Origin of the sequence: Phenylobacterium sp. (assembly GCF_030697925.1) — a bacterium.
Lineage (GTDB): Bacteria > Pseudomonadota > Alphaproteobacteria > Caulobacterales > Caulobacteraceae > Phenylobacterium.
This window is the reverse complement of record NZ_JAUYOJ010000065.1, coordinates 1-12,384: the sequence shown is the minus strand read 5'-3', so window position 1 is coordinate 12,384 and position 12,384 is coordinate 1. Positions and strand designations below refer to the sequence as shown.

Below are 12,384 nucleotides of genomic sequence, written 5' to 3'. Positions count from 1 at the left end.
TGACACCCCGGAGCACAGTTCTGGGTCGTAGAAACAGCTAGCGGCGCCATAGGATGACTGGAGTAGGCGTTTCCAGACGGGGGTAGGTGTGAGTGAGTCGCCGCAGTTCTTGATGCTGATCCCGTCTGCCCTTCGCCGCCTCATCGATCCGCGCCTGCGCCACGTGCGTGCGCCGCGCGGGCGCACGATTGTCGGAGCGGGCAGCCGGTCGACCGATGTCTTCTTCGTCGTCGAGGGAGAGATTCAGGTGCTCATCTACTCTCCGCAGGGCCGCGAGGTGTCGGTGCGAGAGCTTGGACCGGGCGCCGTCTTCGGCGAGTTGGCCGCGCTCGACGGCGCCCCGCGCTCGGCCAGCGTGATGGCGACCACGGAGGCCCGTCTCGTGGTGATGAGCCAGACAGATTTCATGGCTTGCCTGGCGGCCTCTCCGCCCGCGGCGTTGTGGCTTCTCCACCACCTCGCCGCCGAAGTGCGGAGGCTCACCGGCCGCGTCTTCGAGCTCAGCGCCTTGAATATGCAGGCGCGACTACACTGCGAACTCCTGAGACTTGCTCGCCGTGGCGCTGACAGCGAGCTCGTCATCAGCCCGGCGCCGACCCACGCCGAGCTGGCCAACAGGATCGGCAGCCATCGCGAGGCCGTCACCCGTGAGATGCGGGCCCTGTCCCAAATGAACGTCATCCGCAACCGCCGACGCCGCCTTGAGTTCCTGGACCTCGACCACCTTGAGCGGGTGGTGCGGCGCCAGGTGGGGGCGCTAGACCAGCCGGAGAAGCCTAGCTAGAGCTCTCAGTGTCCGCCTCGCGATCTTGACGGCCCTGCCCACCGCCTAGGCCCGACGCGCCCACTTGGTGAGGTCGCGCTCGCGGCCCATCAAGGCCAGGCCCGAGGCGATGGATTCCAGCTCGCTGCCGGTCTCGATCTTCTCCGCCGGGAAGCGGCGGTGGAAGATGTCGCGCACCGCCGGCACCAGGGACGAGCCGCCGGTGAGGAACACCCGGTCTACGCCCTGCGCCGTGATCCCCGCATCAGCCAGGGCCTCGTCGACGGCGGTCTCGATCAGGGCGAGCTCGGGCGCGATCCAGCCCTCGAACTCGGCGCGCTCCACCGGGCGGCGTATGGCGATGGTCCCGGCCTCGAAGGCGAACTCGGCCCGCTCTTGCGTCGACAGCGCTTCCTTCAGCCGCGAGACGGAGCGGTAGAGCAGGTAGCCGTAGTTCTCGTCGAGGGTCTCCACCAGGCGGGCGATCTTCTCGGGCTCGACGGCCTCACGGACCAGTTTGCGGATCTCGCGCATCTCCCGGCTGGCCCGCATCAGGGCCAGCTGGTCCCAGCGGGCGAAGGTCGAATAGTAGCGGTTGGGGATCGGCAGGACCTTGCCGAACGAGGTGTAGGACGATCCCTTGCCCAGTTCGGGTGACACCACGTTGTCAATGATCCGGTAGTCGAAGGCGTCGCCGGCCACGCCCACCCCCGAGCGGCCCATGGGGGTGGAGACGATCTCGCCGTTCGCCCGGGAAAAGCGGATGATCGAGAAGTCGCTGGTGCCGCCGCCGAAGTCGCCCACCAGGACGGTGGCGTCCTCGGTCAACTCCCGGGCGAAGAAGAAGGCCGCGCCCACCGGCTCGTAGGCGTAGAGGATTTCGCTGAAGCCGAGGCGCTGGAAGGCGGTCTCGTAGCGCTGGAGGGCCAGCTCTTCCTTGGGCGCGCCGCCGGCGAAGATGACTGGCCGCCCGACGATCACCCGCCTGGGCAGGTCCGCCAGCTCCGAGCCAGCATGGTCGCGCAACTTCAGCAGGAAGGCCGACAATAGGTCCTCGAACTGGTAGCGCCGCCCGATGATCTGGGTCTCGGTGAAGCTCTCCGAGGCCGCGAAGCTCTTGAAGGACTGGATGAACCGCGTCTCCAGCGGGTCTTCCACATAGGCCTCGATGGCCCAAGGTCCGGCCTCGACGGTGCGGTCCGACGGATGCTCGGGCGGGGCGTGGAAGGACAGGGCCGAACGGAAGGCGAAGACCTCCTGCTCCGGCGCGGGGAACTTGACCAGGTGGGCCGGCCCGTCGGCCCCTGCGAGCGCGACGACCGTATTGGTCGTGCCGAAATCGATGCCGATGCTCAGACCGGTCATGGGTCGCGCTCCTGTTCGAAGGGGTGGGGACGACGGATCGTCCGCACCCCTCAGAGCGGACCAGCCGTTAGGTCTTGTGCGTGCGCACGGACATCAGCTCTGGGCCTCGACGATGTCTTGCTCATAGGCCGCGAGCGTCGCGGCCTGGAGGATCCGCGAGACGCTGGCCGACAGCGGGGCGATCTGCACCGACTTGGAAAGGCCGAGCAGGATCGGGCCGATCACCGTGCCGCCCCCCAGGGCTTCGACGAGCTGGGTCGAGATCGCCGCCGAATGGATGGCCGGCATGATCAGCACATTGGCCGGGCCCGACAGGCGCATGAAGGGATAGTTGGCGCGCTTCTCGGGATTGAGCGCCACCTTGGGCGGCATCTCACCCTCGTACTCGAACTCGATCTCCATCTCGTCCAGCATGGCCACGGCGTCGCGCACCTTCTCGGAACGCAGGCCCATGGGATTGCCGAAAGTCGAATAGGACATGAAGGCCACGCGGGGTGTGTAGCCCAGGATCTTCACCGCCCGAGCCGCCTCGCAGGCGATCTCCACCAATTCCTCGGCCTCGGGCATCTCGGTGACGTTGGTGTCGGCGATGAACAGGGTGTGGCCCTTCGACAGCACCACGCTCATGCCCATGATCCGGCCGTCGGGGGCCGGGTCGATGACCCGCAGCACCTCTTCCAGCACTTGGTCGTAGGAGCGGGTGACCCCGGTCACCATGCCGTCCGCCTCGCCCAGCGCCACCATGGAGGCGGCGAAGGAGTTGCGGTCCTGGTTGATCAGCCGCTGGACGTCGCGCTTCAGGTAGCCCTGGCGCTGCAGGCGCGCATAGAGGAAGTCCACGAAGTCGGGATTGCGGTCCGAGACCCGGGCGTTGATCACCTCGAGCTTCGACTCGGCCGGGTCCAGGCCGGCGGCGACCATGTTCTCGCGCACCAGTTCCTCGCGGCCCACCAGGATGGCGTGGCCCAGGCCCGCGGCCTCGAAGGCGTAGGCGGCGCGGATCACGCTGGGTTCCTCGCCCTCGGCGAAGACCACGCGCTTCTTCGGGGCCTTCAGCACCGCGCCCTGCAGCTTCTGGAGGAAGGCCGCCGTGGGGTCGAGCCGCTGGGCCAGCGAGGCGCGATAGGCGTCCATGTCCGGGATCGGCTTGCGCGCCACGCCGCTGTCCATCGCCGCCTGGGCGACGAAGGGCGGGATGTACCAGATCAGCCGCGGATCGAACGGGCTGGGGATGATGTATTGCGGGCCGAACTTCAGCTGCATGCCGTGATAGGCGGCGGCCACCTCGTCAGGGACGTCCTCGCGGGCCAGCATCGCCAGCGCATTGGCGCAGGCGATCTTCATCTCCATGTTCACCCGCCGCGCCCGCACGTCCAGCGAGCCGCGGAAGATGTAGGGAAAGCCCAGGACGTTGTTGACCTGGTTGGGGTAGTCCGACCGGCCGGTGGCGACGATGGCGTCGGGACGGACGGAATGGACCTCCTCGGGGGTGATCTCCGGATCGGGATTGGCCATGGCGAATATGATCGGCTTGGGCGCCATCTTCTTCACCAGCTCGGCGGTCAGGGCGCCCTTCACCGACAGGCCGATGAACACGTCCGCGCCCTCCAGGGCCTCGGCCAAGGTGCGCTTGTCGGTGTCGACCGCATGCGCGCTCTTGTACTGGTTCATGTCGTTGGTGCGACCGCGCCAGAGCACGCCCTTGGAGTCCACCGCGATCACGTTGCTGGGTGTCAGGCCCATGGCCTTGATCAGCTCCAGGGTGGCGATGCCCGCCGCCCCCGGCCCGTTCAGCACCACCTTCACGTCCTTCAGATCGCGGCCGGTGATGTGGCAGGCGTTGATCAGGCCGGCGGCGGAGATGATCGCCGTGCCGTGCTGGTCGTCGTGGAACACCGGGATGTCGAGCAGCTCCTGCAGCTCGGTCTCGATGCGGAAGCACTCGGGGCTCTTGATATCCTCGAGATTGATGCCGCCGAAGGTGACGCCGATGTTCTTGACCACCGTGATGATCTCGTCGGGATCGGTGGCCGAGACCTCGATGTCGATGGCGTCGACGTCGGCGAAGCGCTTGAAGAGCACGCCCTTGCCCTCCATCACCGGCTTGGACGCCAGGGCGCCCAGATTGCCCAGGCCCAGGATCGCGGTGCCGTTGGAGATCACCGCCACCAGGTTGCCCTTGGAGGTGTAGTCGTAGGCCGCTTCCGGGTCCTCGGCGATCTTCAGCACCGGCACCGCCACGCCCGGCGAATAGGCCAGGCTGAGATCGCGCTGCGTCGCCATCGGCTTGGTCGCGGCGATGGCGATCTTCCCGGGCGTCGGATACTTGTGGAAGTGCAGCGCTTCTTCGTCGGTGAAGGTGCGTTTTTCGGCGTCGCTCATAGGCGCGGCGGTTCCTTTGGGCAGGCTTGGTTTTGGAGGCCGCCAACCTATAGAGCCCGGCCCCGCGCCACAACCTTCCCACGGAAAGCTTCGCCGTCCTTTCTCAAGGCTGTTGCGCAAGTGTCCGGGGCTGGCGCGCGGCCGAGCCGTCGGACCCCATCGAGACCAGGGCGGATGCGGGACCGCCGATTGGCGCCTCGAAGCGTATCCGCCAGGTGGGCGCACCATCGACGGCGAACAGTCCGGGCTCCGCCAGCGGGTCGAGCGCGGCCGGAGGCCGGCGGCCCTGGCGCAGGACAAGCCGGTCGCCCGCCAGGGTCACGGCATAGGGGCCATAGTCGCCGGCGTAGCGCGCCAGGGCGGCCGGGTCGACGGCCGGCGGCCTGTCCAGGGCCTCGAGGATCCAGCGGACCTCGGTGGCGGCCGGCTCGGCCAGGGGCGCCTGGGCGATGCGGCGCAGAGCCAGGACCTGGGCGCGGACAAGGGCCTGGTCCGGCGCGGCGACGACATCGGGGACGACGCCGGTTCCTTCCCAGTTCGCGCCCGTGATCGGATTGACCGGCGAGCCGCTGGAAACGAACACCTCCAAGCCGTCGCCGACGGGATTGGCGCCGCCAGGATTGGCGCCGCCCGCCGAACGCTCGCCCACGACGGTCGCGCGCTTGGCCGCCTGCAGGGTGTAGGCGAAGCTCTCCGCCGCCGAGCCGGTGCGGCCGCTGACCAGGATATAGAGCGGGACCTCCAGGCGGCGTGCGCCGCGGATTTCGGCGGTCGGCGCCTCGTAGGTGTCGGGGCCGCGGCTCTTGAAGGTGTTGTAGATATCGGCGCCGCTGGGCACGAACCAGCTCGCCAGATAGCCGACCATGGCCGGCGAGCCGCCGCCATTGAAGCGCAGGTCGACGATCACCGCGTCGGTCCCCGCGATCAGCGCCATCGCCGCGTCGGCCGCGGCCCGCGCCGGGCCGTCGCCCTCGAAATGGGCGAACTGGCGCAGATCGATATAGCCAATATTGCCGGGCAGGACCTGGACGGCGCGGAAGCCGTAATTGATCCGCCGCGCTGCGGCGGCGGCCTTGGCGGGGTCGAAAGCCGGCCGGTCCGGCGCGCCGGCCTGCGGCGGCGACCAGCTCACCTGGAAATGGCCGTCCTGGGGCCTGAGCCGCGCGCTGAGCGCGCCTGCGAAGTCGCGGGGGTCCTTCAGGCTGTCATAGGCGCCCTTGGCGGCCTCCGCGCGAAGTTCCGCAGCGAGGCGCCGGCCCTTGGCCTCGTCGAAATACTCTTGCTGGATGGCCGCGGCGATCGCCTCGGTCCGAGCTCGCGGATCGATCGGCGCGGGCTGGGCGAGCACCGGCGGCGCAAGCGCCAGCGCCATGACGACGGCGGCCAACAGGGTCTTCATGGGGCGGTTCCCTCCAGCGGATATCCCCAGCTTGGCGCCAAGCTTGACCGTTTTAGGGCCGCGCGCAGATCAGATCGACGCCGGCCTCATAGATCGCCCGCAAGGAGGCCTCGTCGGCGCCGGCGCGCGCGCGGACCGCCAGGGCGTGCAGGATCGCAGTGGCCATCCTGCCCATAGCCACGGGGTCGGCCCCCGGCGGCAGTTCTTCGGGATTGGCGGCCAGGCGCGCGGCGAAGCCTTCGTCCAGTTCGCCGAACACCTGGTCGAGCAGCTGCCGTACATCGGGATCGGCGACGCTCTCGGTCAGCGCCGTGCCGATCAGGAAGCAACCGCGCTGGGCCTCGCTGCCCGAACGATAGATGGTCGAGGCGCCGGCATAGATCGCCTTAAGCACCTCGCGCACGGGGCCAGGCGCCGACAAACCCAGCTCCAGGCTCGCCAACATCTCCGCCCGCGAACGCTGCAGGGTGGCCATGTAGAGCGCCTTCTTGTCCCCGAAGGCCCCGTAGAGGCTGGGACGGTTGAGGCCGGTGGCGGCTGACAGGTCGTCCAGCGAGGTCGCGGAGAAGCCGTTGCGCCAGAAGGCGTCGCGCGCCTTGCCGAGCGCGGTCGCCGGATCATAGGCGCGCGGCCGGCCGCGCGGTCGGCTGGAGCCGGAAGGTTCTTTTTGTACCACTTCGCAGCAAATCCTTGACGACGGTCTATTTTATGCGGAACGGTACGGAAATCAACGACGGAGGTTTCCCCATGGACGTCTACTTCTCCCCGCTCGCCTGCTCGCTCTCCACCCGCATCGCCGTCTATGAGGCCGGGGCCGAAGGCAAGGTCTCCCTGAACCAGGTCGACGCCAAGACCAAGACCATCAAGGGCGGCGGCGTCGACTACCGCACGATCAACGCCAAGGGGCTGGTGCCGGCCGTGCGCACGGACGACGGCGAGGTGATCACCGAGAACGCCGCGGTCCTGCAGTACCTGGCCGACGCCTTCCCCGACGCCGCGCTCGCTCCCGCCGCCGGATCGCCCGAACGTTACCGCCTGCAGCAATGGCTGAGCTTCGTGGGGACCGAGCTGCACAAGCTGGTGTTCAACCCCCTGCTCTCGTCCAGGTCCAACGACGGGGCCAAGGCCTTCGCCCGCGAGGGCGCGGACGAACGGCTCGACTATCTGAACAGCCACCTGGAAGGCCGCGAATACCTGATCGACCGCTTCAGCGTCGCCGACGCCTATCTGATGGCGGTGCTCAACTGGGCCCAGTTCGTGGGCATCGACCTGGCCAAGTGGCCGGCCATCGCCGCCTATCGCGACCGGGTCAGCGCCCGTCCCGCCGTGGCCCGCGCCCTGAAGGAGGAGCTCACCCTCTTCCAGGCCGCCTAGCGGCCCCAAGCCTCGTCCGGAGGGCCGCGTGGCGCTCCGGACGGCGCCTGGCGCTTTCCGGAACCACATGGGCGGCGCGGCGCGCGCAAGCTTGACCCAGCGCCCAAGGACGGGAGAGTAGCGCTCCTTAGGTTCGCGTCCGCCGGAGAGTGTCCCCTGACCGCCCCGATCAAGATCGCCGTCGCCGGCGCGCTCGGCCGCATGGGCCAGGCGGTGGCCGCCGTGATCGCCGGCCGCGAGGACGTCGTGTTGTCTGGGCGGTTCGACCGCCCGGGCGCGAGCGGCGCGGGCCTGGTCGACCAGGCCGCGGCGCTGGACGGCGCCGACGTCGTCATCGACTTCACGACCCCCGCCGCCTCCGTCGCCCTGGCCCAGGCCTGCGCGGCGCGGGGTGGGCCGACCCTGGTGATCGGCTCCACCGGACTTTCCGACCAGGACCTCGCCGCCATCGGCAAGGCGGCCGAGACGGTCGCCATCGTCCAGGCAGGGAACTTCTCGCTGGGGGTCAACATGCTGCTGGGCCTAGTGGCCCAGGCCGCCCGAGCGCTCGGCCCCGACGCCTACGACATCGAGATCTTCGAGGCCCACCATCGGCGCAAGGTCGACGCCCCTTCCGGCACCGCCCTGATGCTGGGCGAGGCCGCCGCCAAGGGCCGCGGCGTGGACCTGGCCCTGGCCTCCACCCGCGCGCGCGAGGGCAATACAGGTCCCCGAACCCCGGGCGATATCGGCTTCTCGGTGATGCGCGGCGGCGACATCATCGGCGAGCATTCGGTGACCTTCGCAGCCGACGACGAGATCCTGACCCTGAGCCACTCCGCGCGCGATCGGGGCCTGTTCGCCCGCGGCGCGGTGGAGGCCGCCCGCTGGGTCGCGAACCGGCCACCCGGCAAGTACGACATGCAGGACGTCCTGGGCCTCAACTAACGGGAACGAGCTGCATGGCCGATCTCCTGAGCCGCGACGCCACGGGCCAACTCGCCGCCCTTACGGCCAAGGACATCTCGGCCGTCGAATTGCTGAAGCTGGCGCTCGCCCGCCACGAGGCCACCCACGCCCGCCTGAACCTGGTGGTCGCCGCTGACCTCGACCGGGCCCTGGAGGCGGCCCGAGCCGTCGACGACCTGCGCCTGCGCGGCGAGACCCTGGGCCCGCTCGCCGGCCTGCCGATGACCATAAAGGACACCCTGGACGTGGCGGGCCTGCCGGCCTCCTCCGGCCTGGAGACCTTCCGTCACCGCAGGGCCGAGGACGCCGTGGCGGTGACCCACGCCCGCCGGGCCGGGGCGGTGATCTGGGGCAAGACCAATGTGCCGGTGATGGCCGGCGACTGGCAGAGCTTCAACGCCGTCTACGGGACCTCGAACAATCCCTGGGACGTCACGCGCACCACCGGCGGCTCGTCGGGCGGAGCAGCCGGCGCCCTGGCGAGCGGAGTCACGGCCCTGGAGATCGGCTCGGATATCGCCGGCTCCCTGCGGGTCCCGGCCAGCTTCTGCGGCGTGTTCTCCCACAAGCCCACCTGGGGCATGGTCTCGCAACGCGGCCACGTGCCCCCCGCGCCCGGCGCCCATATCGAACGCGACCTCAATGTGGTCGGGCCGATGGCCCGGTCGGCCCGCGACCTGCGGCTGCTGCTCTCGGTGATCGAGAACGGACCCATCGCCGCCAAGGCCAAGCCGGCCGATCTGTCGTCCCTGCGGGTCGGACTGTGGCTGGACGAGCCGCTGTTCCCGTTGGACCCAGAGGTCCGCGTGGTGCTGGAAGCCTTGGCTCGCGAGCTTGCGGCGGCCGGCGCCGAGGTCCAGCCGATATCCAGCCCCGTGCCGGCCGACCAGCTCATGGGCGCCTTCCTGACCCTGCTGGGCTCGATCATCGGCGGCGACATGCCGCCGGCCCTACAGCGGCGGGCGCGGCGCACGCGGGCCCTGGCCGACCTGGCCGGTTCGATCGGCCTCGACCTCAGGTCCTGGGGCGGGCTGTCGCGCGCCTACGCCGCCAGCCACGCGGAGTGGATCGCCGCCGACGAGGTCCGCGCGCGGCTCAGCCACGCCATGGGCGAAGTGTTCCTGCGGTTCGACGTGATCCTGGCGCCCGTGACGCCGCGGGTCGCCTTCCCGCACGACCACCGGCCGTTCACGGCCCGCCGCCTGGAGCTCACGGACGGGACGCAGGTCCCCTATGTCGCGATGATGAACTGGGTCGCCCTGGCGAGCGCCTGCCACCTCCCGGCCACGGTGGTCCCCGCGGGCCTCGCGGCCTCGGGCCTGCCGGTGGGCATGCAGATCATCGGGCCGCGCGGTGGCGACTCCCGCACCCTGGCGGTCGCCCAGGCCATCGACGAGACCCTGCGCGGCTACCTGCCGCCGCCCGCCTAGATCGCGGCGGCGACCTCGCGCAGGTGGGCGCGTTCGTTCAGGCTGACCACGTTCCGCTGGCCGCCGCGGGCGCACATATAGCGGTGGACGCTGGTGTAACCCGGCTCGAAGAACAGCCGCGGCTCCATCTTCAGCACATGGGCGGTCCAGACATTGATCACCCCGCCATGGCAGAAGACCGCCACGCGCCCGCCCGGATGGGTGGCGATGACCTCCTCCAGCGCCCCGACGACCTGGTCCTGGAAGGCCGGCACATCGACGCCGTGGCCGCCCTCGGCCAGGGCTTTCCAGGCGGCGTAGTCCTCGCGCTTCAGCACCTCCATGGGCACATAGGCTTCGGAATGGCGGTCGAACTCGGCCACGCCCTCGTGGAGTTGCAGCGCGTGGCCGCCATGGGCCACGAAGGGCTCGGCGGTCTGGATCGCGCGCCGCATGGGGCTGGACCACGCGGCGTCGACCCCGTCATCGGCCAGCCAGAGCGCCACCCGCCGGGCCTGGTCGTGGCCCTCCTCCGACAGCTCGGGATCGGCGTGGCCGTCGCTGCGCACAGGCAGGCCGTGGCGGACGAGGATCAGCTCCATGCCTAGCGTCCGCCCGTCGAGCCGAAGCCGCCGGCGCCGCGGGCGGTGTCGTCCAGGTCGGCGACCTCGGCCAGGGCCGCCTGGGTCACGGGGGCGATGATCATCTGGGCGATGCGGTCGCCGCGACGAACCGTGAAGTCCTCGGCGCTGTGGTTGATCAGGATCACCTTCACCTCGCCGCGATAGTCGGCGTCCACCGTCCCCGGCGAATTAAGGCAGGTGACGCCGGACTTCAGCGCCAGGCCCGAGCGCGGCCGCACCTGGCCCTCGAAACCGGAGGGGATGGCGAAGGCCAGGCCGGTGGGGACCGGGAACCGCGCGCCGGGCGCCAGAACGATGGGGGCGTCCTGCGGCACCGCGGCGCGCAGGTCCATGCCCGCGGCGTCGGCGGTCTCATAGGCGGGCAGCGGCAGGTCGGGATTGTGCGGCAGGCGTTTGACGGGGACGGTCGGCGTCACGAGAGCTCCTGGGCCATGCGGGCGGCGAGCCTGCTCGCCACCTGCGACTTCGCGGTCCGCTCCCATCGCTCGATTCCCCCCGCCGTGACGATAGACACCGTGTTGTCATCCCCGCCCATGACGCCCTCGAGGCTGACATCATTGGCCACGATCCAGTCGCAGCCTTTGCGGGCGAGCTTGGCCTTGGCGTAGGTCTCCACGTCGTGGGTCTCGGCGGCGAACCCCACCACCAGCTTCGGCCGCCGGGCGGAAGTCGAGAGGGTGGCAAGGATATCGGGGTTCTCCACCAGGGCGATTGAGGGCGGGCCGTTCCCGTCCTTCTTCAGCTTGATCCCGGCCGCGTCGGCGGGGCGCCAGTCGGCCACCGCGGCGACGCAGACGGCGATGTCGGCCGGCAGGGCCGCCTCGCAGGCCGCCAGCATCTCACGCGCGGTCTCCACGTCCACCCGCTTGACACCCACCGGGGTCGGGACCGACACGGGACCGGCCACCAGGGTCACCTCGGCGCCCAGATCGGCCAGGGCCTTGGCGATGGCGAAGCCCTGCTTGCCGCTGGAGCGGTTGGTCAGCAGCCGCACGGGATCCAGCGGCTCGGCGGTCGGTCCGGCGGTGACGATGGCGCGCTTGCCGGCCAGGGGCCGAGCCGCCGGGCCGCGCAGGGCCTCGAGGATCGCCTCGAAGATCGTGGCGGGCTCGGCCATGCGGCCGAAGCCGAACTCGCCACAGGCCATGGCCCCCTCGTCGGGGCCCACGAACAGCACCCCATCGGCCTTCAGGGTCGCGAGGTTGCGGCGGGTGGCGGCGTGCTCCCACATCCGCACGTTCATGGCCGGCGCCATCAGCACCGGCTTGTCGGTGGCCAGCAGGGTGGTCGAGGCCAGGTCCCCGGCCAGGCCGTGCGCCGCCTTGGCCATCAGGTCGGCGGTGGCCGGCGCCACCACCACCAGGTCGGCCGAGCGCGACAGCTCGATATGGCCCATCTCGGCTTCGTCCGTCAGGGAGAAGAGCTGCGAATAGACCTTGTCCTCGGCTAGGGCTGCCAGCGACAGCGGGGTGACGAATTCGGCGCCCGCCTGGGTGAGGATGGGCCGCACCCCGATCCCGGCCTTGCGCAGCAGGCGGGTCAGTTCCAGGGCCTTATAGGCGGCGATCCCGCCGCCCACGATCAAGAGAACCCGTTTTTCCGACAAGGCCCGACGCCCTCCGAGAGAAGGCTTTTGCTCTTAGGGCAAACCCCAGCTTGGGACAAACAGCTGATCCTAATGAAGGAGGCTGCCTCGGCTCTTCCCGCCCCCAAAACCATCGCGGCTTTGACGGCTTTCGTGACGGCGATCACTGGCCTCGTCTGGGTTTTCTGGCGCAAACCATGAGTGGGGCGGCGCATTCCAAGCACGGCGCCCCTGGGCCTCAACCATCACACCGCGCGGTAGACCAGAGAGCGGCCCAGGACGAGACTGGCACACCTATTCGGGGTGATCGACACCGTAGGTTTACGGGTGGTGACCCTAAGGAGCGACATAACTTCATTAGGTCCGACAGGCGCCGATATCGTTGATTTAGTCCGCTAATGAGCGGCTGAGAGCCTCCTTCGAAGCCTGGAATGCGGTGGGGTAGCGCCTTTGGCCGCCGCTTTGTGGGCGTGGACCGGTGTCCGGGGCGGTTGCCCGTCAGGCTGTGGCGGGCG

11 protein-coding genes are annotated in these 12,384 nt (G+C 69.8%); 4 read left to right on the top strand and 7 right to left on the bottom strand.

Annotation, left to right across the window (positions count from 1 at the left end):
- Window positions 1–88 precede the first annotated feature (88 nt).
- Window positions 89–784, top strand: coding sequence for a Crp/Fnr family transcriptional regulator (locus Q8Q88_RS06625; protein WP_305674410.1), 696 nt, complete (start codon window positions 89–91; stop codon window positions 782–784).
- A 45-nt stretch (window positions 785–829) separates the two neighbouring features.
- On the opposite strand, the gene Q8Q88_RS06620 is transcribed toward Q8Q88_RS06625, so the two are convergent.
- From Q8Q88_RS06620 to Q8Q88_RS06605, 4 genes are all read right to left on the bottom strand, one after another.
- Complete coding sequence (locus Q8Q88_RS06620) at window positions 830–2,128, bottom strand: Hsp70 family protein (protein WP_305674409.1); 1,299 nt, start codon at window positions 2,126–2,128, stop codon at window positions 830–832.
- 93 nt (window positions 2,129–2,221) lie between these two features.
- Window positions 2,222–4,510: an NADP-dependent malic enzyme gene (locus Q8Q88_RS06615; protein WP_305674408.1), complete on the bottom strand. Its 2,289-nt coding sequence runs from the start codon at window positions 4,508–4,510 to the stop codon at window positions 2,222–2,224.
- Window positions 4,511–4,613: 103 nt separating this feature from the next.
- Window positions 4,614–5,909: a S41 family peptidase gene (locus tag Q8Q88_RS06610; RefSeq protein WP_305674407.1), complete on the bottom strand. Its 1,296-nt coding sequence runs from the start codon at window positions 5,907–5,909 to the stop codon at window positions 4,614–4,616.
- A 52-nt stretch (window positions 5,910–5,961) separates the two neighbouring features.
- Window positions 5,962–6,585 (bottom strand): TetR/AcrR family transcriptional regulator, encoded by a 624-nt coding sequence (locus Q8Q88_RS06605; protein ID WP_305674406.1) that lies wholly within the window; start codon window positions 6,583–6,585, stop codon window positions 5,962–5,964.
- A gap of 71 nt (window positions 6,586–6,656) precedes the next feature.
- Between Q8Q88_RS06605 and Q8Q88_RS06600 the strand changes: the two genes are divergently transcribed.
- From Q8Q88_RS06600 to Q8Q88_RS06590, 3 genes are all read left to right on the top strand, one after another.
- A complete protein-coding gene (locus Q8Q88_RS06600) occupies window positions 6,657–7,283 on the top strand; it encodes a glutathione binding-like protein (RefSeq protein WP_305674405.1) in 627 nt (208 codons plus the stop codon).
- 156 nt (window positions 7,284–7,439) lie between these two features.
- Window positions 7,440–8,210: a 4-hydroxy-tetrahydrodipicolinate reductase gene (gene dapB / locus Q8Q88_RS06595; protein ID WP_305674429.1), complete on the top strand. Its 771-nt coding sequence runs from the start codon at window positions 7,440–7,442 to the stop codon at window positions 8,208–8,210.
- Between the two features lie 14 nt (window positions 8,211–8,224).
- Entirely contained in the window at window positions 8,225–9,661 is a 1,437-nt protein-coding gene (locus tag Q8Q88_RS06590) for an amidase family protein (protein WP_305674404.1), read from the top strand.
- Here the strand turns inward: Q8Q88_RS06590 and Q8Q88_RS06585 are convergent.
- Genes Q8Q88_RS06585 through coaBC form a run of 3 tightly spaced genes read right to left on the bottom strand, consistent with a single transcriptional unit; the run spans window position 9,658 to window position 11,890 of the window.
- The gene (locus Q8Q88_RS06585) at window positions 9,658–10,242 is read right to left on the bottom strand and encodes a histidine phosphatase family protein (protein WP_305674403.1); all 585 of its coding nucleotides are present in this window, start codon (window positions 10,240–10,242) and stop codon (window positions 9,658–9,660) included. The genes Q8Q88_RS06590 and Q8Q88_RS06585 overlap by 4 nt on opposite strands.
- Before the next feature lie 2 nt (window positions 10,243–10,244).
- Window positions 10,245–10,700 carry a dUTP diphosphatase gene (dut, locus tag Q8Q88_RS06580; protein WP_305674402.1) on the bottom strand — a complete coding sequence of 152 codons (456 nt, stop codon included), beginning with the start codon at window positions 10,698–10,700 and terminating at the stop codon, window positions 10,245–10,247.
- Window positions 10,697–11,890 carry a bifunctional phosphopantothenoylcysteine decarboxylase/phosphopantothenate--cysteine ligase CoaBC gene (gene coaBC / locus Q8Q88_RS06575; RefSeq protein ID WP_305674401.1) on the bottom strand — a complete coding sequence of 398 codons (1,194 nt, stop codon included), beginning with the start codon at window positions 11,888–11,890 and terminating at the stop codon, window positions 10,697–10,699. The genes dut and coaBC overlap by 4 nt, the downstream gene beginning before the upstream one ends.
- Window positions 11,891–12,384: the final 494 nt, after the last annotated feature.